The organism is Actinomadura barringtoniae, assembly GCF_017573505.1.
GTDB lineage: Bacteria > Actinomycetota > Actinomycetes > Streptosporangiales > Streptosporangiaceae > Spirillospora > Spirillospora barringtoniae.
Window position 1 is genome coordinate 12,545 of record NZ_JAGEOJ010000037.1, and the last position, 20,628, is coordinate 33,172.

General features: G+C 71.9%; 17 protein-coding genes. 13 read left to right on the top strand and 4 right to left on the bottom strand.

Features of this window, described 5'->3' with window-relative positions; genetic code table 11:
• Positions 1–2: 2 nt before the first annotated feature.
• The 6 genes from J4573_RS50880 to J4573_RS50905 all read left to right on the top strand — a co-directional run bounded on the left by J4573_RS50880 (position 3) and on the right by J4573_RS50905 (position 7,077).
• Positions 3–1,862 (top strand): AMP-dependent synthetase/ligase, encoded by a 1,860-nt coding sequence (locus J4573_RS50880; protein WP_243774943.1) that lies wholly within the window; start codon positions 3–5, stop codon positions 1,860–1,862.
• 30 nt (positions 1,863–1,892) lie between these two features.
• On the top strand, positions 1,893–2,780 hold the full coding sequence (locus tag J4573_RS50885; RefSeq protein ID WP_208263690.1) for a branched-chain amino acid ABC transporter permease: 888 nt from the start codon (positions 1,893–1,895) through the stop codon (positions 2,778–2,780).
• The gene (locus tag J4573_RS50890; RefSeq protein ID WP_208263691.1) at positions 2,777–3,961 is read left to right on the top strand and encodes a branched-chain amino acid ABC transporter permease; all 1,185 of its coding nucleotides are present in this window, start codon (positions 2,777–2,779) and stop codon (positions 3,959–3,961) included. Before J4573_RS50885 ends, J4573_RS50890 begins: the two co-directional genes overlap by 4 nt.
• A 9-nt stretch (positions 3,962–3,970) precedes the next feature.
• Positions 3,971–5,248, top strand: coding sequence for an ABC transporter substrate-binding protein (locus J4573_RS50895; RefSeq protein ID WP_208263692.1), 1,278 nt, complete (start codon positions 3,971–3,973; stop codon positions 5,246–5,248).
• Positions 5,249–5,423: 175 nt separating this feature from the next.
• Entirely contained in the window at positions 5,424–6,287 is an 864-nt protein-coding gene (locus J4573_RS50900; RefSeq protein ID WP_208263693.1) for an SAM-dependent methyltransferase, read from the top strand.
• Between the two features lie 10 nt (positions 6,288–6,297).
• The gene (locus tag J4573_RS50905) at positions 6,298–7,077 is read left to right on the top strand and encodes an SAM-dependent methyltransferase (RefSeq protein WP_208263694.1); all 780 of its coding nucleotides are present in this window, start codon (positions 6,298–6,300) and stop codon (positions 7,075–7,077) included.
• 59 nt (positions 7,078–7,136) lie between these two features.
• On the opposite strand, the gene J4573_RS50910 is transcribed toward J4573_RS50905, so the two are convergent.
• The 4 genes from J4573_RS50910 to J4573_RS50925 all read right to left on the bottom strand — a co-directional run bounded on the left by J4573_RS50910 (position 7,137) and on the right by J4573_RS50925 (position 13,829).
• Positions 7,137–8,843, bottom strand: a complete 1,707-nt coding sequence (locus J4573_RS50910) for a Na+/H+ antiporter (protein ID WP_307797542.1) — start codon at positions 8,841–8,843, stop codon at positions 7,137–7,139.
• Positions 8,737–9,570, bottom strand: coding sequence for a phosphoribosylaminoimidazolesuccinocarboxamide synthase (locus tag J4573_RS50915; protein WP_208263696.1), 834 nt, complete (start codon positions 9,568–9,570; stop codon positions 8,737–8,739). Before J4573_RS50915 ends, J4573_RS50910 begins: the two co-directional genes overlap by 107 nt.
• A 72-nt stretch (positions 9,571–9,642) precedes the next feature.
• Complete coding sequence (locus tag J4573_RS50920) at positions 9,643–12,699, bottom strand: AAA family ATPase (RefSeq protein ID WP_208263697.1); 3,057 nt, start codon at positions 12,697–12,699, stop codon at positions 9,643–9,645.
• On the bottom strand, positions 12,696–13,829 hold the full coding sequence (locus J4573_RS50925) for an exonuclease SbcCD subunit D (protein WP_208263698.1): 1,134 nt from the start codon (positions 13,827–13,829) through the stop codon (positions 12,696–12,698). Before J4573_RS50925 ends, J4573_RS50920 begins: the two co-directional genes overlap by 4 nt.
• Before the next feature lie 137 nt (positions 13,830–13,966).
• Between J4573_RS50925 and J4573_RS50930 the strand changes: the two genes are divergently transcribed.
• From J4573_RS50930 to J4573_RS50960, 7 genes are all read left to right on the top strand, one after another.
• A complete protein-coding gene (locus J4573_RS50930; RefSeq protein ID WP_208263699.1) occupies positions 13,967–14,653 on the top strand; it encodes a RibD family protein in 687 nt (228 codons plus the stop codon).
• 16 nt (positions 14,654–14,669) lie between these two features.
• A complete protein-coding gene (locus tag J4573_RS50935; RefSeq protein ID WP_243774934.1) occupies positions 14,670–15,191 on the top strand; it encodes a cytidine/deoxycytidylate deaminase family protein in 522 nt (173 codons plus the stop codon).
• A gap of 104 nt (positions 15,192–15,295) precedes the next feature.
• Positions 15,296–16,729 carry an aldehyde dehydrogenase gene (locus tag J4573_RS50940; protein ID WP_208263701.1) on the top strand — a complete coding sequence of 478 codons (1,434 nt, stop codon included), beginning with the start codon at positions 15,296–15,298 and terminating at the stop codon, positions 16,727–16,729.
• Positions 16,730–16,958: 229 nt separating this feature from the next.
• On the top strand, positions 16,959–17,885 hold the full coding sequence (locus tag J4573_RS50945; protein ID WP_208263702.1) for an ABC transporter ATP-binding protein: 927 nt from the start codon (positions 16,959–16,961) through the stop codon (positions 17,883–17,885).
• A 13-nt stretch (positions 17,886–17,898) separates the two neighbouring features.
• Positions 17,899–18,663 carry an ABC transporter permease gene (locus J4573_RS50950; RefSeq protein ID WP_208263703.1) on the top strand — a complete coding sequence of 255 codons (765 nt, stop codon included), beginning with the start codon at positions 17,899–17,901 and terminating at the stop codon, positions 18,661–18,663.
• 20 nt (positions 18,664–18,683) lie between these two features.
• A complete protein-coding gene (locus J4573_RS50955) occupies positions 18,684–19,949 on the top strand; it encodes a sensor histidine kinase (protein ID WP_307797540.1) in 1,266 nt (421 codons plus the stop codon).
• Complete coding sequence (locus J4573_RS50960; RefSeq protein WP_208263705.1) at positions 19,946–20,602, top strand: response regulator; 657 nt, start codon at positions 19,946–19,948, stop codon at positions 20,600–20,602. Before J4573_RS50955 ends, J4573_RS50960 begins: the two co-directional genes overlap by 4 nt.
• The last annotated feature ends 26 nt before the right edge of the window (positions 20,603–20,628 follow it).

A 20,628-nucleotide genomic window follows, 5' to 3' on the forward strand; every position in this document is an offset into this window, starting at 1 on the left:
ACATGACCGACCTCAAGACGGCTGTGCACACCACCACGATCGCCACGCGCGTACGGGACCGGGCGGTCGAGACGCCCGGCCGGGTCGCGATGCGCGAGAAGGACCTGGGCATCTGGCAGGAGGTGACCTGGGGGACGTACTGGGACACCGTGCTGACCGTCGCGCACGCGCTGCTCGCGCTCGGCGTGGAGCCCGGCGACCGGGTCGCCGTGCACGCGGAGAACCGGCGCGAGTGGCTCTACACCGACCTCGCCACGGTCGCGGTGCGCGGCACGACGATGGGCCTCTACCCGACCAACCCGGCGGCCGAGGTCGGCTACCTGCTGCGGCACTCGGGCTCGAAGATCCTCATCGCCGAGGACCAGGAGCAGCTCGACAAGGTGCTGGAGACGACGGCCGACCTGCCTGATCTGGAACGCATCGTCTACGTCGAGCCGCGCGGCATCGCGGGCCGCTACGACGACCCGCGCCTGATGTCCTGGCAGGACCTCCTCGACCTCGGCGCGCGCCACCGTGAGGAGTACGCCGACGCCGTCGAGGAGCGGATGGCGGGCGCGCGGCCCGAGGACGTGATGGTGCTCGCCTACACCTCGGGCACGACCGGGCCGCCGAAGGGCGCGATGCTGACGGTCGCGAACGTGGAGTTCGCGATCGCGGCCCTGGTGGAGGGCGGCGGGTTCAGCGACCCGCCGCCGGGGCCGCGCGACCTGATCCTGTCCTACCTGCCGCTCTGCCACATCGCCGAACGCATCTTCACGACGTGGTTCAACGCCGCGACCGGCGTGCAGGTGAACTTCGCCGAGTCGATCGAGACGGTGCCCGCCAACCTGGTCGAGGTGCAGCCGACGATCCTGTTCGGGGTACCGCGCATCTGGGAGAAGATCCTGGCGAGCGTGGAGATCCGGCTCGGCTCGGCGACGCCGGTGAAACGCTGGACGACCCGCTTCTGGCTCCGCCTCGCCGACCGCATCGGCTCCGTCCTCGTCCGCCACGGCGGCCGCCACACCCTGACCACCCGCCTGCTGTACGCGGTGGGGTGGGTGTTCTGCTTCCGCGCGCTGCGCGAGCGGCTCGGCATGCGCCGGGTGCGGTACGCGGCGTCCGGCGCGGCGCCGATCGCCCCCGAGGTGCTCAAGTTCTTCATGGGCATCGGGGTCGCGATGCACGAGGTGTACGGCATGACCGAGAACACCGCGATCGCCACCTCCAACCGGCCCGGCCGGGTGAAGCTCGGCACGGTCGGCGAGCGGCATACCGGCTGCGAGATCCGCCTCGACGAGGACACCGGCGAGATCCTCACCCGCCATCCCGGCACGTTCGCCGGCTACTGGCGCGACGAGGAGGCGACCCGCCGCGCGGTCGAGCCCGGCGGCTGGCTGCGCACCGGCGACCTCGGCGCCTGGGACGGCGACCACCTGCGCGTCACCGGCCGGGTGAAGGAGATCATCATCACCTCGGGCGGCAAGAACGTCGCCGCGCCGATGATCGAGAACGAGCTGAAGGTCTCCCCGTACATCCGCGAGGCGATCGTGCTCGGCGACCGGCGCGCGTTCCTCACCGCGCTGATCGGCGTGGAGCTGGACACCGTCGGCGAGTGGGCGACCCGCCGCCGCATCCCCTACACCACCTACCGCGACCTGTCCGAGCGCGACGAGGTGCGCGCGCTGGTCCAGGACGTCGTCAGCGAGGTGAACGCGGGCCTGGCCCGGCCCGAGCAGATCAAGGACTTCCGGCTGCTGCCGAAGGAGCTCGACCACGAGGACGGCGAGCTGACCGCGACGCAGAAGGTCAAGCGGCGCGCGGTCGAGCGTGCCTTCGCCGACCTGATCGAGGAGCTGTACGGCGGACGGGCCCTGCGGTGAAACGGACACTGCGATGAGGGAGACGGGCCGATGACCGAGTTCTGGCAGAGCATCGCGCGCGGGATGGGCAACGGGTCGATCTACGCGCTGCTCGCGCTCGGCTTCGTGATCATCTACAAGTCCACCCGGGTCATCAGCTTCGCCCAGCCCTCGTTCATGCTCGCGGGCGCGGTGCTCATCACCTACCTGACGGGCTCGGTCGGCTTCTACGCGGGCCTGATCCTCTCCGCCCTGGCGATCGCGCTCCTCGCACTCGGCGTGGAACGCGTCGCGGTACGGCCCATGGTCGGCAAGCCGGTCTTCGCGGTCGCGATCATCACGCTCGGCCTGGACGTGGTCATCCGCGTCGTCGTCGACGCGTTCGTCGGGCTGGACGTGCGCCAGGTCGGCGACCCGTGGAAGCTCCACACGGTCGACATCCTCGGCGTGCCCGTCCAGCAGCGCTACATCGCCATGCTCGTCATCACCGCGGTCATGGTCGTCGTCCTCTTCGCGTTCTTCCGCTACACGCGCTTCGGGCTGGCGATGCGGGCGGCGGCGTTCGACCAGGAGACGGCGCTCACGCAGGGCATCTCGGTCGGCTCGGTCTTCGCCGTGTCGTGGGCCATGGCCGGCGGCCTCGCGGCGATCGCGGGCGTCCTGGTCGGCACCGGCGCCAGCGTCGACCAGAACCTGTGGATCATCGCGCTGAAGGCCCTGCCCGCCATCATCCTGGGCGGCCTGGACTCCCTCGGCGGCGCGGTCATCGGCGGTCTGGCGGTCGGCCTCGTCGAGTCGCTCGTCGGCACCTACCAGGCGGACATGGCGCCCTGGCTCGGCCAGAACTTCGCGGTCGTCTCGCCCTACGTGCTGATGCTCCTGGTCCTGCTCATCAGACCGTACGGCCTGTTCGGCACCCCGGAGGTCGAACGGGTATGAAAACGCTCCGGAGGAGCGCCGGGGGGCGTGGAGGGTCGGCCCCCCTCGGGCCGGCAGGGACCGCGCTCATCAACCGGCGGCGGCCGCGGGGGCGGCCTCAGCTCTACACCTCCTACAAGCAGGACACGGCGCTGCTGGACACCCCGGCCAAGCGCCGCTGGCTGACGGCGCTGCTGGTGGCGTCGTTGCTCGCGCCGTTCATGCTGACCGACGACATCCTGGCCCTGCTCGCAGCCGGGCTCGTGGCCTCCATCGGCGCGATCGGCCTCAACATCGTCACCGGGTACGCGGGGCAGATCTCGCTCGGCCACGCGTTCTTCCTGGCGATCGGCGCGTACACCGGCGCGGCCATCTCGGGCGACCCGGACGGCGACACCATCGGCTTCGGCATCACGTTCCTGCCGGTCTGGCTGCTGGCCGCCGGGCTCGCCGCCGCGCTCGCCGGGGTCATCGTCGCGCCGCTCGCGACCCGCCTGCGCGGCCTCTACCTGGCGGTCGTCACGCTCGGGCTGGTCTTCCTCGGCGGGCACATCTTCAAGGAGTGGGACTCGCTCACCGGCGGTCCGGGCGTCGGCCGTCCCGCCGCGGTGCCCGAGTTGTTCGGCGTACGGCTGGACCAGTCGGGCGCCTACAGCAAGGAGCAGAAGCTCTACCTGCTGATGCTGGTCCTGCTCGTCGTCTTCGCGGTCCTGGCCCGCAACCTGATGCGCTCGCGGATCGGCCGCGCGTTCGCCGCCGTGCGCGACCGCGACATCGCCGCCGCCATCATCGGCGTGGACCTGCGCCGCACCAAGCTGCTCGCCTTCGCGATCTCCTCGTTCTACGCCGGGATCGCGGGCGGGCTGATGTACACCGTGGCCGGCTACTTCGACCCCGGTTCGTTCGACCTGCTGCTGTCGGTCCAGTTCATCGCGATGATCCTGATCGGCGGCACGGCCACCATCAGCGGCTCGATCATGGGCGCGATGTTCATCACCCTGCTCCCCCGCCTCACCCGCGAGCTGCCCGGCGTGCTGCCGTTCATCAGCTCCGAGTCCGACAAGAGCCCCAACATCTTCCAGGTCGAGTCGGTGCTGTACGGCCTGCTCATCATCGTCTTCCTCATCCTCGAACCCCGCGGACTCTTCGGCGTCTGGACCCGGATCCGCAACTACTGGAAGGCCTGGCCCTTCAGCTATTAGGGAGCCCTCATGAAGACCAGGATCGGCGCGGCGATCGCCGCGGGCGTGCTCGTGCTCAGCGGATGCGGGGTGTTCCGGGGGGACGGCAAGAGCGACAGCGGCACACCGGGGGTCACCAAGGACCCCTGCCCGAACGCGGTCAACAAGAAGCACGGCTGCATCTACCTGGGGTCGATCTCCGACCTCACCATCGGCCCGTTCCACGCGCTGGCCGTGCCGATCACCGAGGCGCAGAAGGCGTTCTGGAAGCGCGTCAACACCCAGGGCGGCATCGGCGGCTACGACATCGACGTCACCAAGTACGTGCGCGACAACAAGTACAACCCGCAGGTGCACAACCAGGTCTACCAGGAGATCAAGGGCAAGGTGCTGGCGCTCGCGCAGACGCTCGGCTCGCCGACGACCGCCGCCATCATCAACGACCTGAAGTCCAGCAAGATCGTGGCCGTGCCCGCGTCGTGGACCTCGCTGTGGAACTTCGAGGACGTGATGCTGGAGTCGGGCGCCAGCTACTGCATCGAGTCGATGAACGCGATCGACTACGCGGTCGACACCTACAAGCCCAAGAAGATCATGGCCGTGCACTACGCGGGCGACTACGGCAACGACGCGGCGGCCGGGGCCAAGGTCGCGGCGGCGGCGCACAAGCTGTCGTTCAGTGCGGTCGAGACCCCGCAGGGGCAGGACAACCAGGGCCGCGCGGTGGACGCGATCGTCAAGGAGAAGCCCGACATCGTCGTGCTCACCACCGGGCCGACCGACGCGGGCACGGTCGTCGGGCAGGCCGCGGCGCGCGGCTACAAGGGCCACTACCTCGGTACGAGCCCGAGCTGGAACAAGGGACTGCTGAAGAGCCCCGCCGCGCCGGCCATCAAGGCGCAGTACCTGCAGTCGGCTCCGTGGGCGCCGTTCCAGACCGACACCCCGGGTCACCAGGCGATGCGCGCGGCGGTCGGCCAGGTCGACCCGAACGACGGCTACACCGCCGGCTGGGTCTGGTCGTACCCGCTCAAGGCCGCGCTGCAGAAGGCCGCCGCCAACAAGGACCTGACCCGCGCAGGGCTTGCCAAGGCCGTCAAGCAGATCAGCTCGGTCGACTACGAGGGCATGCTGCCGCCCGGGTCGGGCAACTACGCGGGCGACCCGAACACCGGCGCCGTGCGCACCACGCTCATCGCGCAGCCCGACGACACCGCGCCGACCGGCGTGAAGGTCATCAAGGAGGCGTTCACGGGACCGACCGCCAAGGGCTACACGCTCGACGCGCCCTGCTACACCAAGCTCTGACCGCTACACCAAGCTCTAAGACGACCGTGTCTCAGTGAGACACCCTCCGTCGCCCGTCTCTTTCCGTACGGGATGGGCGACGGAGGGTACCCGTTGATTCGATCGATCCACTAGTCTGGGTGATCCCCCGCCTCGGCCTCCGCTCCCCGGCCGACCACCCCGTGAGGGATGCCAGATGCCCGATCGTGACCCGCCCGACCTCGGAAACCCGACCGACCCCGCGCCGTCGGCCGACGCCGGAATGCCGACCGACGCGGGACAGCCGACCGACCTCGGATTCTCCGGCCCCGCGAGCGCCCGCGTCTACGACTACTCCCTCGGCGGCAAGGACAACTACGGCGCCGACCGGCAGGCGGCGAGCGAGGCGCTCGGCATGCACCGCGTCGCGCACCTGCTGCCGCGCGAGAACCGCAAGTTCATGCGCCGCGCCGTGCGCCACCTGCTGGACGCCGGCGTGCGCCAGTTCATCGACCTCGGCTGCGGCCTGCCCGGCAAGGGCAACGTGCACGACCTCGCGCACGCCGCCGACCCGGACGCGCGCGTCGTGTACGTCGACAGCGATCCCGTCGCCGTCGTCCACTACCAGTCGCTCGTGCACACGGTGAAGGGCGTCGCGGCCGTCAACGGGGACGCGCGGCGGCCCGCCGAGATCCTGGAGTCGCCCGAGGTCACGGCGCTGATCGACTTCGACCTGCCGGTCGGGGTGCTGATGATCTCGATGCTGGACTGGATCCAGGACGAGGACGATCCCGACGCGGTCGTGGCGGCGTTCCGGGACGCGCTGGCCCCTGGTGGACACCTGGTGATCTGCGATTTCCTCAGCGATCACCTGACAGAGGCCGACTGGGCGGCCCATCATGATCTGACCGAGCGCTACGGGATCCCGCTGACCTTCCGTTCGTCGCAGCGGTTCGCGGGCTGGTTCGAGGGACTCGACCTGGTCGACCCGGGCCTGGTGCCGGCCCCCGAGTGGCGCCCCGACCGCCCGTACGACCCGCCGTCCGGCTGGCTGATGGCCGGGGTCGGGCGCAAACCATAGAGGAGGCACGATGAGCAGCGACCCGAAACCGAACCGCGCAGCCTCCGCGCGCATCCTCGACTTCGCCGTGGGTGGCAAGGACAACTACTCGGCCGACCGCGAGGTCGCCATCGAGACGTTCCAGTCGCTGCCCGCCACGCGGCTGCTGCCCAGGGAGAACCGCAAGTTCATGCGGCGGGCGGTGCGGTTCCTGCTGGAGGCGGGCATCCGGCAGTTCATCGACGTCGGGTGCGGGCTGCCGGGCAAGGCCGACCTGCACGAGGTGGTGCTCGGCGCCGACCCGGACGCGCGCGTGGTCTATGTCGACAACGACCCGGTCTCGGTGGTGCACTTCCAGTCGCTCGTGCACGCCGTTCCGGGCGCCGCCGCGATCCTGGCGGACGCGCGCGAGCCGCGGAGCATCCTGGAGCACGAGGGCCTGACCGGGCTCATCGACTTCGGCAAGCCCGTCGCGGTACTGATGATCTCGGTGCTCGACCTGCTGCTGGACGAGGAGGACCCCGAGGCCACCGTCGCCGCGTTCACCAGTGCGATGGCGCCGGGCAGCCACCTGGTCGTCTGCGACTTCACCGACGAGAACCTCACCGCCGAGGAACGCGCCACCGCCGACCACCTGATCCGCGAGTACGGCGTCGTGGTCACCTTCCGGTCGCGCGAGCGCCTCACCGGCTTCTTCGACGGCCTCGGCCTGCTGGAGCCGGGCCTGGTGAACGCGGCGGAATGGCGGCCCGACCGCGAGGGCGAGCCGCCGAGCGGCTGGCTGCTGGCCGGCATCGGCCGCAAGCCCTGACCTGACCTGACCTGGCCTGATCATGCGACCGCCCGAACGCCCGACCGGGTAGCCGAGCGCTAGTCGATGACCTCGCGGCGGGCGAGGCGGACCTCCTCGATGTCGAGCCGCTGCTGGATCATCCGCAGCACCGTGTCGTCGATCCGCCGCTCGTCGCGCAGCCGTACGATCGTCGCCCGCTTGCGCGCCAGCAGCGCCAGCCGGAGCGCGGCGTAGTCGTCCTCGGCGTCGCGGACCGGGTCGTCCTCGGGCTCGCAGATCGTGCAGAGCACCTTCAGATGCGTCTCGTACTCGGTGAGGGTCCGCTCGAGCACCGGCTGGGAGGTGCCGAGCGACGCCGCGACCTCGGGGATCACCGCGAGCGCCTCCTCGGTCGCCACGGTCTCGGCCAACCGGCGTTCCTCCTGCAGCGCGGTGTCCTCGGGCAGCCGCGCCAGCCGGATCAGCAGCGGCAGCGCGAAGCCCTGGAGCACCAGCGTCACCACGATCACGCCGGTCGTCACGAACACGATCAGGTCGCGGTCGGGGAACGGCTCGCCGGAGTCCAGCAGCTCCGGCACCGCCAGCGCCGCCGCCAGCGAGACCGCGCCACGGAAGCCCGACCCGGCGCTGACCAGGCGCTGCCGCGCGCCCACCCGTCTCAGCCGCTGCTGCGGCCGGCGGTCGATCGCGCGGATGATGTACGGCGTCGTGTACGACCAGAGGACGCGCATGCCGATGACCGCGGCCGAGATGAGCCCGACGGCGGCCAGGCCCCGTCCGACGGTCGCGTGGGTCAGGTCGCGGATCGACGCCTGCACCTGGAGCCCGATGAGGACGAACAGCGCCCCGTTCAGGATGAAGGTCGTGACCCGCCAGAACGCGTTGGTCAGCTGGCGGGTCTCGGCGCCGACCCGGCGCGGGCCGTACTGGCTCAGCACGAGCCCGCACACCACGACCGCGAGCACGCCCGAGGCCTCGATCAGCTCGGCGAGCAGGAAGGCGGTGAACGGCGTCAGCACGCTCACCGAGGTTTCGAGCAGCGGATCGTCCAGCCAGTTGCGGACCCGCATCGCGATCCACGCCACCAGCAGCCCGGCGAGCGCTCCCCCGACGTAGGCGAGCATGAACAGCCAGCTGACGTGCACCGGGCTGAGGTGCTCCTGATGGACGACGACGCCGACCGCGATCCCGTAGATGACCAGGGCCGTGCCGTCGTTCACCAGGCTCTCGGCGCGCAGGATCGTCATCGTGCGGCGTGGCAGGCCGCGGGCCAGGACCGCGACGGCGGTCGCGTCCGTCGGCGCGAGCGCCGCGCCGAGCACCCACGCGGGGCCGGTGGGCATGCCGAACCACTGCGCCGCCACCGCGACGGCGGCGGCGGTCGCGACGACCAGCACGGTGCTGGTGAGCACGATGACGCGCAGGTTGCTGCGGATCTCCCGCAGCGAGGTCGTCAGGCTCTCCCAGTACAGCAGCGCCGGGAGGAACAGCAGCAGGACGGCCTCGGGCGGCAGCGTCACCCCGCGCAGCGCCGGGATGAAGCCGAGCACGACCCCGCAGGCCAGCAGCGTCACCGGGGGCGGCAGCCGCAGCTCGCGCTCCACGACCCCGCAGATCAGCAGTGCCGCGCCGAGGGCGACGGCGAGTTCGAGACCGAGCAGGAGGGCCTCCGGAGGGTCAGGACTCCCAGCGGCGGCCGGTGAGCCTCTCGTACACGTCGATGTAGCGCGCCCGGGTGGCGTCCACGATCTCGTCGGGGATCGCGGGCCCGGGCGGCGTGCGATCCCAGTCCAGGGTGCTGCTCCAGTCCCGGACGAACTGCTTGTCGAGCGAGTGCTGAGGCCCGCCCGGCCGCCATTCGCCCGCGGGCCAGAAGCGCGAGGAGTCCGAGGTCAGTACCTCGTCGCCGAGGACGAGCGTGCCGTCGGCGGCGCGGCCGAACTCCAGTTTGGTGTCGGCGATGATGATGCCGCGTTCGGCGGCCAGGGCGGCGCCGCGCCGGTAGACCTCAAGGGTGGTCTCCTTGAGGCGCGCGGCGGTGTCGGCCCCGATCTCGGCCACCACGTCGTCGTAGGTGATGAACTCGTCGTGGCCCTCGGTGGCCTTGGTGGTCGGCGTGAAGATCGGCTCGGGGAGCTTGGATCCCTCGACGAGGCCGGGCGGCAGGGCGACGCCGGACACGTTCCCGCCCTTCTCGTACTCCTTGAGGCCGAGACCGGCCAGGTAGCCGCGGGCGATCCACTCGACCGGGAGCATCGTGAGCCGCCGGCAGCGCACGGCCCGCCCGGCCCACTCGGCCGGAACGTCGGTCGCGGAGATCACGTGGTTGGGGACGATGCCCGCGAGCTGCTCGAACCACCACAGCGACAGCTGGGTGAGGATCTTGCCCTTGTCGGGGACCTCGGTGGGCAGCACGACGTCGTACACGCTCACCCGGTCGGAGGCGACCAGAATGAGGTCGTCGCCGTCGGCGTAGACGTCCCTGACCTTGCCCGAGTGGACCAGTTCCATGTGCTCCCCAGCTCACGATCCGTCGGCGGGGCGAAGGCCCCGGCCGGGGCGAAGTTTACAGGGCCGCGCTGGTCAGACGGCGACCGCGGCCCGGGAGCCGGTGCGGTCCTTGTGGATGCGGAGCTGGGCGGGGATGCGGGTCCTCAGCTCGGCGACGTGGCTGACGATCCCGACGGCCCGGCCGCCGTCCCGCAGGCCGTCCAGGACGTCCATGACCTCGTCGAGGGTCTCCTCGTCCAGGGTGCCGAAGCCCTCGTCCACGAACAGCGTGTTGATCTCCGTGCCGCCCGCCTCGGCGGTGACGACGTCGGCGAGGCCGAGCGCCAGCGCCAGCGAGCTGATGAACGACTCGCCGCCCGACAGCGTCACCGGGTCGCGTTCCTGGCCGGTCCAGGCGTCCACGACGCGCAGGCCGAGGCCGCCGCTGCCGCCGCGCCGGTCGCCCGCGGCCTTGTCGATGGTGTGCAGGAGGGCGTAGCGGCCGGCCGACATGCGCGCCAGGCGTTCGTTGGCGGCGGCGACGACCTGCTCCAGCCGGGCGGCCAGCACGTAGGCGGACAGGCGCATGCTGAGGCGGTTGGCCGAGGACTGGCCGGACGTCAGGCCCGCGAGCCGTGCGGCGATGGCGTGGCGTTCGGCGGCGGGACGCCAGGCACGGACCCGCGCGGCCAGCTCCCCGCCCAGCTCGGCGAGGCGGGCGCAGCGCTGCCGGGCCCGGTCGGCGGCCGACGACACGGCCGTGCGCTCCGACTCGGCGGCGGCGAGCGCGGCTTCGAGAACGTCCAGGTCGGGCGCCGCCTCAGCGGCTGCGGCGGCCAGTTCGCGGTCGGACAGGAGCTCGCGGACGGCGGCCTCCTCGTCCTCGTGCCGGCGGATCTTGTCGCGGAGCCTGCCCTGGTCCTCGTCGTCGAGCGCGGCGGCGGTGACCTCGTCGGCGGTGGTGAAGCCATCGTCGGCGGCGGTCTGCTTGGCGCGGGCGCGTGCGGCGGCCAGCTCCCCGGCCGCGACGTCGGCGGCCTGGAGGGCCCGGACGGCCTCGGCGAGCGCGTCTGCCTCGCCGCCGAGGCGCTGGATGCGGGCCTCGAGGGTGGGGTCGTCGCCGCGCGCCTCGTCCAGGTCGGCCGCGAGGCGGGCCTGCTCGCCCGTCAGCTCGGCGCCGCGCGTGCGGTTGGCGGTGAGGGCCTGGGCGACCTCGCCGCTGCGGTCGCGGAGCCGGTCGAGCTCCTGTTCGGCCTGGTGGAGGAGGGTCTCCATGCGTTCGACGTCGGCGGTGCGGGCGTCGATGGCGTCCAGGGTCTCGCGGGCGCCCGCCAGCTCGGCGGCGAGTTCCTCGGCGGAGGTCTCGCCGACCGCGTCCAGCGCGGCGTCGCGTTCGGCGCGCAGGGCCTCGACGCGGTTGCTGGCCTCCTCGCGGTCGCGCTGGGCCTGCTCGTAGGCGGTCTGGGCGCGTTCCTCGTCCTCTTCGCCGGGGATCAGGCCGAGGGCGGAGGCGGGCGCCGGGTGGTCGGTCGAGCCGCAGACCAGGCACGCTTCCCCCGCCTTGAGGTCTTCGGCGAGGGTCGCGGCCATGCCCTCCAGCCGTGCCTGACGGAGGTCGAGGTAGTGGGCGCGGGCGTTCTGGGCGGCGTCGATGACGACCTGGAGCGCGACCTCGGCCTCGCCGAGGCGGTCGATCACCTGGTCGCGGCGCTGGGCGGCCTCCAGCCTGCGGGTGACGTCGGCGACCGCGCCCTGCGCTCCGCCGCGGGCGGCGACGGCGGCCACGCCCTCCTGGAGCTGCGCCCGCTGCTCCTGAACGAGGCCGGGCAGCTCTTCCAGGGTGGCGGCGAGCTTGGCCTCTTCGGGCTCCAGGCGTTCACGTTCGGTGGTCAGCTGAGTGAGCTCGGCGGTGATCTGCCGCTGGCGAGCCGCCAGGGACCGCTTGCTCTCCAGGGCTGCGATGTCGTCGCGGCGCTCGCGTTCGGCCTTGGCGAGGACGTCCTCGGCCGCGTTCGGCGTCACCAGCGCGCCGACGCGGGAACGGGCCTCGGCGGCGATGTGCCGTGCGGTGTCGGCGCGCTGGGCGCGTTCGCGGCACTGGCGGATCAGCGGGACGACGCGGTCGGCCCGCGCGGCGGCGTCCAGCTGTGCGGTGAGGCGGCCTCGTTCTTCGGCGTGCTCCTCCAGGACGGCCTTGCGGCGCAGTGCCTGGGCGTGCCGCTGCTGGCGTTCGGCCAATGTGCGGCCCCGGTCGGCGGCGGAACGGGCCTGGTCGAGCGTCGCGGTGACCTCGGCGAGCAGTTCCTCGTAGGCGGCGCGCGCGGCCAGATGGTGCCCGGTCAGCTCGGCGGCCCAAGCGGGCAGCACCTCGACGTCGTCCAGCGGCTCTTCGGAGGTCTCGGCGGCGCGCGGCTCGGGGACCAGGGCGGCGCCGGGGCGCTGGGTTCCGGTGGTCTCGGCGATACGGTCCGCGATCGACTCGGCGGCGGCACGCAGGTCGGCGGCTTCGCGGCGAGTGCCGGAACGGCGGTCGGCGAGCCACTTCTCAACCTGGGTGAAGATTTCGGTGGCGAAGAGCCGTTCGAGCACCTTGCGGCGTTCCTCGGCCCCGGCACGCAGGAAGCTCGCGAACTCGCCCTGCGGCAGCATCGCCACCTGGCAGAACTGCGCGGCCGTCATCCCGAGCATCCGGCCGATGAGGTCGCCCGCCTCGTCGAGCCGGTTGGTGTGGGCGCGCCATTCGGGGGCTCCGGGGGTCGCCCCCCGGGTAGACACAGCCTCACCGTGTTCGTACTCCTCCAGGAGCACGGCGGCGTGCTCGGTCGTCGTGCCCGAGCCGCGCTTCTTGGGGCGGTCCCAGGCCGGTGACCGGGTGACGCGCAGCCGGCGCCCGCGCACGGTGGTCTCCAGCACGACGCGCGGCCCCTGGTCGGGCGGGGCGTGGTCGCTGCGCAGGCCCTTCACGGCGTTGCGCACGCCGGGGACCTGCCCGTAGAGGGCGAAGCAGACGGCGTCCAGGACGCTGGTCTTGCCCGCGCCCGTCTGGCCCTGGATGAGGAACAGCCCGGCGTCCGACAGCGCGTCGAAGTCGATCACCTCGGTGCCCGAGAACGGCCCGAACGCGGTGATCTCCAGCCGGTGAAGTCTCACGTGAGCGCCTCCTTCTGGCGGCAGCACTCGAAGGCCTCGTTCAGCAGGTCGCGCTCGGCGCCCGTCGGCGCGGCCTGGGAGACCTCGGTGACGAAGTCGCCCGCGATGTCGAGCTCGGAGCGCTCCTGGACGCGCTCGGACCAGGTCCGCCTGCTCGCGGACGAGGCGCCGTCCGGCTCGAAGCCCAGCACGAGGGCGTGCGGGAAGCGGCGGCGCAGGCGTTCCATCGCCGCCGACGGCCGCTCGGGGTCGGTGAGCGTGACCTGGAGCCAGCGATCCTCGTACTTGTCGTACGAGGGGTCGGTCAGCAGGTCGTCGATGCGGCCGCGCACGCGCGAGACGCGGCGCGGCACCGGGGCCTCGACGAACTCGACCGACGGCGCGGCGCCAGGCCGCACGTCGACCAGGAGCGAGCCCTTGCGCTGCTTCTCCTCGGAGAACGAGTAGGCCAGGGGCGAGCCCGAGTACCAGACTCCCCCGGCCATCTCCTGCTTTCCGTGCAGGTGGCCGAGGGCCGTGTAGCCGACGCCCTCGAAGACCGAGGCGGGCACGTTGGCTGCGCCGCCGACGGAGATGTCGCGTTCGCTGTCGCTCGCCTCTCCCCCGGTGACGAACGAGTGGGAGAGCACGACAGTGGCGAGGTCGCCGCGGCGCTCGGCGTCGGCGCGGACGCGGCGCATGGCCTCGGTGAGCGCGGCCGAGTGGCTGCGCTCGTCCAGCTCCCAGGGGTGGCGGACGAGCTCGGGCTCCAGGTAGGGGATGCCGTAGATCGCGCCGTCCTCGATGAGGATCGGCTCGCCGACGGTCGCGGGATCGGTGCGCACGTGCACGCCGGAGGCGTTCATCAGTTCCGAGCCGAAGCCGAGGCGGCGGGAGGAGTCGTGGTTGCCCGCGATGAGCACCACGCGGGTCAGTTCGGCGAGCCGTACGAGCGCCTCGTTGCACAGCCGCACCGCGTCGACGGCGGGCAGCGCGCGGTCGTAGACGTCGCCGGAGATGAGCACGCAGTCCACGTTCTCCGCGCGCACCGTCTCGACGAGATGGTCCACGTAGGCCGCCTGTGCGCCCAGGAGATCCTCACGATGGAAGGATCTGCCGAGGTGCCAGTCGGAGGTGTGGAGGAGTCGCATGTCGGGGTCACCATAGGCATCACCCCCGACACATCCGGCGCAGAAACGCCGAGGGGCACCAAAAGAAATGTCGCTCACGGTAAGCAACGTTCCAATCACTCTATGTGTGGCGTTACGGAGTCCCTTAGAGTGGCGCCGTGAGCGAGCGCCCTTATGTGCTCCTGAGCTGTGCGATGTCGGTTGACGGCTATATCGACGACGCGAGTGAGGAGCGGTTGCGATTGTCCAGCCCGGCCGATTTCGACCGGGTGGACATGGTTCGCGCGACCTGTGACGCCATCCTCGTCGGCGCCGGAACGGTGCGCGCCGACGACCCCAAACTGCTCATCAAGTCGCCGACGCGGCGCGACAAACGGAGGGAACAAGGACAGCCCGCCGACCTGACGAAGATCACCGTGACCGAGAGCGGCGACCTCGACCCGGAGGCCAGGTTCTTCACCACGGGCGAGGCGCCGAAGCTGGTGTACTCCTCCTCGCGCGCCGCGCATGAGCTCGCGGCCCGGCTCACCGGCCGGGCGGAGGTCATCGACACCGGCGACCCGGTCGACTTCCCGGTGATGCTGGGCGACCTGGCCGCGCGCGGCGTGCGGCGGCTCATGGTGGAGGGCGGCGGCGGGATGCACACCCGCTTCCTGCAGTTCGGGCTGGTCGACGAGATCCAGCTGGTGGTCGCACCGTTCTTCATCGGCGACCCGTCCGCGCCGCGCTTCGTCGGGTCGGGCGTCTTCCCGCAGAGCCCGGACCGGCCGATGCGGCTGGCCGAGCTGACCCGGATCGGCAACCTCGCGCTGCTGCGGTACGTGATCGGCTCCGCCCGTGGCTGACGGCATGGCTGACGGCATGACTGACGGCGTGGCTCTCCCGGCCGACCCAGACCTGGAGTGGCTGCGGCTGGCGTGCGACCTGGCCGCGCTGTGCCCGCCCTCGCAGACCGCCTTCTCGGTCGGCGCGGTAATCGTGGGCATGGACGGGCAGGAGATCGTTCGCGGCTATTCGCGGGAGAACGACCCGCACGACCACGCCGAGGAGTCGGCGCTCAAGAAGGCGGCAGTCGAGGACCCGGCGCTGAAGAAGGCGGCGCCGAAGAAGGCGGCGCTGGCAAGAACGGCCGCCGACCTGCGCGGGACCACGATCTACAGCTCGCTGGAGCCGTGCGGCGAGCGCAAGTCGCGCCCGCTGACCTGCACCGACCTGATCCTGCGCGCCGGGATCGGCCGGGTGGTCTTCGCCTGGCGCGAGCCGAGCCTGTTCGTGGAGGGCCAGGGCGTCGAACGGCTGCTGGCGGCGGGCGTGGAGGTCGTCGAACGCCCTGAGCTGGCAGATCTCGCCCGGCTACCGAACGCGCACCTCCTCACCCCCTGACTCACTCCCGATTGAGACTCCAGTCTCACGCCCCTTGCCAACCACCCCGGCCACCGTGAATGCTGTGGTACCAAGCAAGCATTAGGTCTGGAGGCAGAAGCAGCATGCGCGAGCACGATCGGCTGTTCATCGACGGCCAGTGGACCGCCCCGGCCGGCACGGGGACCATCGACGTCATCTCCCCGCACACCGAAGAGGTCATCGGCCGGGTGCCCGAGGGCACCGAGGCCGACATGGACGCCGCCGTCGCCGCGGCGCGCCGCGCCTTCGACGCCGGTCCCTGGCCGCGCATGGCCCCGGCCGAGCGGGCCGCGATCCTCGGCCGGCTGTCGGCGATCTACGCCGAGCGCCAGCAGGAGATCGCCGACCTGGTCACCGCCGAGATGGGATCGCCGATCCTGTTCTCCATCTTCGGCCAGGCGGCGCTGCCGCAGATGGTGCTGCAGTACTACGTGGACCTCGCCGAGTCGTTCAACTGGGAGGAGGAGCGCCCCGGCATGCTCGGCCCGGTCACCGTGAGCCGCGAGCCGGTCGGCGTGGTGGCGGCGATCTACCCGTGGAACGTCCCGCAGTTCACGCTGATGATGAAGCTGGCGCCGGCCCTGATCGCGGGCTGCACGGTGGTCGCCAAGCCCTCCCCCGAGACCCCGCTGGACGCCTACGTCCTGGCCGAGTGGGCCAAGGAGGCCGGGCTGCCCGACGGCGTGCTGAACATCGTGCCCGCCGGGCGCGAGGTCGGCGCGTACCTGGTCTCGCACCCGGGCGTGAACAAGGTCGCCTTCACCGGCTCCACCGAGGCCGGGCGCAAGATCGGCGCGGCCTGCGGGCAGCTGCTGCGGCCCGTGACGCTGGAGCTCGGCGGCAAGTCCGCGGCGATCATCCTGGAGGACGCCGACCTCGCGTCCACCATCGAGGGCTTCAAGATGGCCTCGCTGATGAACAACGGCGAGGCGTGCGCCGCGCAGACCCGCATCCTGGCGCCGCGCAGCCGCTACGACGAGGTGGCCGACGCGCTCGCCACCATGGTCGGCGCCCTGAACGTCGGCGACCCGGCCGACTACGGCACCGAGATCGGCCCGCTGGTCGCCAAGCGCCAGCAGGAACGCGTCGAGAACTACATCAAGATCGGCCAGGACGAGGGCGCCAAGGTCATCACCGGCGGCCTGTCCCGGCCCCAGGACCGCGGCTGGTACGTGGCCCCGACCGTGTTCGGCGAGGTCACCAACGACATGCGGATCGCCCAGGAGGAGATCTTCGGCCCGGTGCTGGCGCTGATCGCCTACGACGACGAGGACGACGCCGTCCGGATCGCCAACGACAGCGCGTACGGCCTCGGCGGCTCGGTGTGGACCGCCGACGTGGACCACGGCGTCGAGGTGGCCAAGCGCATCCGCACCGGCAGCTGCGGCGTCAACCTCTACGTCCTGGACCCGAACACCCCGTTCGGCGGCTACAAGGACAGCGGCCTCGGCCGCGAGCTCGGCCCCGAGGGCCTGTCCCCCTACCTGGAGTACAAGGCCATCCCCCGCCCTGCTTAAGAAACCCCGGCCTACGGCCTCGCCTGGCGGCTCGTCCTCACCGGGCTTTGGGCCGAGCGCTGCATCGCTTCGCGATCTAGCCTCGTCCCTCGGCCAGACCTTCGGCCGCGCTCACGCTGTGGCTGATGTGTCCGATCCCGGCATCCACCGATCGGTTGATGCCGGGATCAGCCGTCTCCTGACCGGTCGGCGGATCCCGCGGAAACGGCCTCGGCGCGAGCCTTGAGGCATGGCAATCATCGAGGTGAGCGACCTCACCAAGCGCTACGGCGACCAGGTCGCACTGAACGGGGTGTCCTTCTCGGTCGAGGAGGGCGAGATCTTCGGGATCCTCGGCCCGAACGGCGCCGGCAAGACCACCACGGTCGAGTGCGTGTCCGGGCTGCGGACCCCCGACGGCGGCCGGGTCTGCGTCGCCGGCCTGGACCCGCGCGCCGACCGGGACGAGCTGCGCCAGTTCCTCGGCGTCCAGCTCCAGGAGAGCGGGCTGCCGCCCAAGCTGACGGTCCGCGAGGCGCTGCGGCTGTACGCCTCGTTCTACCGCGACCCGGTGGACCCCGAGCTGCTGATCACCCAGTGGGGCCTGGAGGCCAAGGCCGGGACCCGCTACGGCAAGCTGTCGGGCGGCCAGCAGCAGCGGCTGGCGATCGCGCTGGCGATGGTCGGGAGCCCGCGCATCGTCGTCCTGGACGAGCTGACCACCGGCCTGGACCCGGCCGCCCGCCGCGCGGCCTGGGACCTCATCGAGCGGATCCGCGACGCGGGCGTCACCGTCGTCCTGGTCACCCACTTCATGGAGGAGGCCGAGCGCCTCTGCGACCGGCTCGCGCTCATCGACGCGGGCCGCGTGGTCGCCGTCGACACCCCGGCCGGGCTCACCGCCCGGGTCGGCACCCCGCAGCGGATGCGGTTCCGGCCCTCCGAGCCGGTCGACGAGGCGCTGCTGCTCGCCCTGCCCGAGGTCACCGGCGTGACGCGGCAGGGCAAGCACCTGGAGGTGAACGGCACCGAGAACGTCGTACAGGCCGTCACCGCGCTGCTCGCCCGGCGCCACATCATCGCCGCCGACCTGCGGGTCGAGCAGACCACCCTCGACGATGCCTACCTCGCCCTCACCAGGTCCACCGCGGCCGGCTCCGACCAGGCCGAGAAGTAAGAAGGGAAACGACATGTCCACGATGACGCTGCCCAGCCTGCGCATGACGGGCCACGGGTTCCGCACGCTGCTCCGCACTCAGGCGCGCCTCACCATGCGGGACGTCCCCGTGGTGGCCGCCGGGATCGGGCTGCCGATCCTGCTGCTGATCATCTTCGGCAGCATCCCGTCGTTCACCGAGAAGCACGCCGACCTCGGCGGCCGGACCACGCTGGATGCCTTCGTCCCGACGCTGGCCATGATGTCGGCGATGGTGCTGGCCTGCACCGGCCTGCCGACCTTCATCGCCGAGCTGCGCGAGCGCGGGGCGCTGCGGCGGCTGTCGGCCAGCCCCGTTCCGGCGGCGGGGGTGCTCGCGGCCCAGCTGATCGTGATCGTGGCGATCGCCGCGGTCGTCGGCGCGGTCGTGATCGCCATCGCCACGCTGGGCTTCGGCGCCGAGGCGCCCCAGCACCCGGGCACCACGGTCGCGGCGGCCCTGCTCGGCTCCACCGCCGTGCTCGGCCTGGGCCTGCTGATCGCCGGGATCGCGGGGAACGCCGGCGCCGCCAGCGGCATGGGGATCCCGGTCCTCATCGCCAACTTCTTCGCCGGCGGCCTCTACGCCCCCGTCGAGAAGATGCCGCACATCCTGCAGGACATCGTCGGCTTCCTCCCGTTCGGCGCGGTCGTGGAGACCTGGTCGGGCATCGGCGCGACCTGGCTGCACCTCACCGTGCTGGCCGTCTACACGGTGCTGGCGAGCCTGCTCGCGGTCCGTTTCTTCCGCTGGGAATGAGGCCCGGGATAATGGTGAGGGTGACGAACGTGAACGCGGGGGACCAGCAGCTCGACGTCTGGGAACGGCGGGAGCAGATCGCCCTGGCGGTGGTCCCCTACGTCTCCCTGACGCTGGCGACCGGGCTGGCCGTCCTGGCCTCCCACGGCAGCTGGACGCACATCGCGGCGATGGTCGGGCTGACCGCCGCGACGCTGGCCTGGGTCGCCTGGATGGTCACCCTCCACCCGTCCTGGCGCGACCGCCCCACCCTCGCGACCGTCTACTTCGCCGTCCTGCTCGTCATGCTCGGCGGCCTGATCGCGCTGAACTCGATGTACGGGTTCGGCGTGATCACCGGCTACACCCACGCGTTCCTGCTTCCCCGGCGGCTGCGGATGCTCGGCGTCGCGGCCGTCGCGGCGCTGGCCGCCACCTCCCAGATGGGCGGGTTCGGCCACGCCTCCGACGCCCCCGGCATCTACCTGCTGGTCCTGGCCATCAACGTGTTCCTGGCCGGCGGGCTCACCTACTTCCTGTGGCGGCAGGACGAGGAGTCCGACCGCCGCAAGGCGATGATCAACGAGCTGGCCGAGACCAACGCCCGGCTCGAGGCCACGATGGAGGAGAACGCCGGCCTGCACGCCCAGCTGCTGGCCCAGGCCCGCGAGGCGGGCGTGCTGGACGAGCGGCAGCGGATGGCCGGCGAGATCCACGACACGATCGCGCAGGGCCTGGCCGGGGTGGTCACCCAGCTGCAGGCCGCCAAACAGGCCCGCGACCGCGATGCCGACTGGGTACGGCACGTAGACCTCGCGCAGACCATGGCCCGCCAGAGCCTCAGCGAGGCGCGCCGGTCCGTGCAGGCGCTGCGCCCCGGCGAGCTGGAGGAGGCCGGTCTCCCCGACGCGCTGGCCGAGGTGGTGGAGCGCTGGTCGGCGGTCCACCACGTGCCCGCCGAGGTGAGCACGACCGGTACCGTACGGCCCATGCACCCCGAGGTGGAGGGCACGCTGCTGCGCACGGCCCAGGAAGCGCTCGCCAACGTCGCCAAGCATGCCGGGGCCACCCGGGTCGCGCTGACGCTGTCGTACATGGGCGACCTGGTCACCCTGGACGTCCGCGACGACGGCGCCGGATTCGCGCCCGACCAGGTGCGGCCGAACGGCGACGGCGGCTACGGCCTCACCGCGATGCGCCGCCGCGTCGCCCGGGTCGCCGGAACGCTGGAGATCGAGTCCGAGCCGGGCGCGGGCACCGCGATCTCGGCGAGCGTGCCCGCGATCCCCGCCGGAGGCACAGCGTGATCCGGCTGCTCATCGTGGACGACCACCCGGTCGTGCGGGACGGCCTGCGCGGCATGTTCACCGGCGAGCCGGGCTTCGAGGTGGTCGGCGAGGCCGGGGACGGCGTCGAGGCGGTGCGCAGGGCGCGGGAGCTCGCGCCGGACGTCGTGCTGATGGACCTGCGGATGCCGGGCGGCGACGGCGTCACCGCGATCACCGCGATGGCCGAGCTGGGCCTGCCGTCCAAGGTGCTGGTGCTCACCACCTACGACACCGACACCGACGTGCTGCCCGCGATCGAGGCGGGCGCCACCGGCTACCTGCTGAAGGACGCGCTGCAGGACGAGCTGTTCCGGGCCGTACGATCGGCCGCACGCGGCGAGGCCGTGCTGTCCCCGTCGGTCGCCACGCGCCTGCTCGGCCAGATGCGCACCGCCGCCACGCCCGCGCCCGCCGCGGCCGCGGACCAGGAGCCGCTCAGCCCGCGCGAGCTGGAGGTCCTGAGCCTGATCGCGCGCGGCAGCACCAACCGGGAGGCGGCCGCCAAGCTGTTCATCAGTGAGGCCACCGTGAAGACCCACCTGCTGCACATCTACGCCAAGCTGGGCGTGAAGGACCGCGCGGCCGCCGTCGCGGAGGCGTTCGAACGCGGCCACCTGAAGCCGCGCACCTAGCCCCGTGGCGGGCCGCCGCGGCCCGG

Excerpts from the sequence above, each read along its gene's own strand:
- J4573_RS50915 (WP_208263696.1), bottom strand. The coding sequence starts at position 9,570 with ATGGAACTGGTCCACTCGGGCAAGGTCAGGGACGTCTACGCCGACGGC.
- J4573_RS50885 (WP_208263690.1), top strand. The coding sequence starts at position 1,893 with ATGACCGAGTTCTGGCAGAGCATCGCGCGCGGGATGGGCAACGGGTCG.
- J4573_RS50950 (WP_208263703.1), top strand. The coding sequence starts at position 17,899 with ATGTCCACGATGACGCTGCCCAGCCTGCGCATGACGGGCCACGGGTTC.
- J4573_RS50940 (WP_208263701.1), top strand. The coding sequence starts at position 15,296 with ATGCGCGAGCACGATCGGCTGTTCATCGACGGCCAGTGGACCGCCCCG.
- J4573_RS50945 (WP_208263702.1), top strand. The coding sequence starts at position 16,959 with ATGGCAATCATCGAGGTGAGCGACCTCACCAAGCGCTACGGCGACCAG.
- J4573_RS50905 (WP_208263694.1), top strand. The coding sequence starts at position 6,298 with ATGAGCAGCGACCCGAAACCGAACCGCGCAGCCTCCGCGCGCATCCTC.
- J4573_RS50890 (WP_208263691.1), top strand. The coding sequence starts at position 2,777 with ATGAAAACGCTCCGGAGGAGCGCCGGGGGGCGTGGAGGGTCGGCCCCC.
- J4573_RS50900 (WP_208263693.1), top strand. The coding sequence starts at position 5,424 with ATGCCCGATCGTGACCCGCCCGACCTCGGAAACCCGACCGACCCCGCG.
- J4573_RS50895 (WP_208263692.1), top strand. The coding sequence starts at position 3,971 with ATGAAGACCAGGATCGGCGCGGCGATCGCCGCGGGCGTGCTCGTGCTC.
- J4573_RS50880 (WP_243774943.1), top strand. The coding sequence starts at position 3 with ATGACCGACCTCAAGACGGCTGTGCACACCACCACGATCGCCACGCGC.
- J4573_RS50935 (WP_243774934.1), top strand. The coding sequence starts at position 14,670 with ATGACTGACGGCGTGGCTCTCCCGGCCGACCCAGACCTGGAGTGGCTG.
- J4573_RS50925 (WP_208263698.1), bottom strand. The coding sequence starts at position 13,829 with ATGCGACTCCTCCACACCTCCGACTGGCACCTCGGCAGATCCTTCCAT.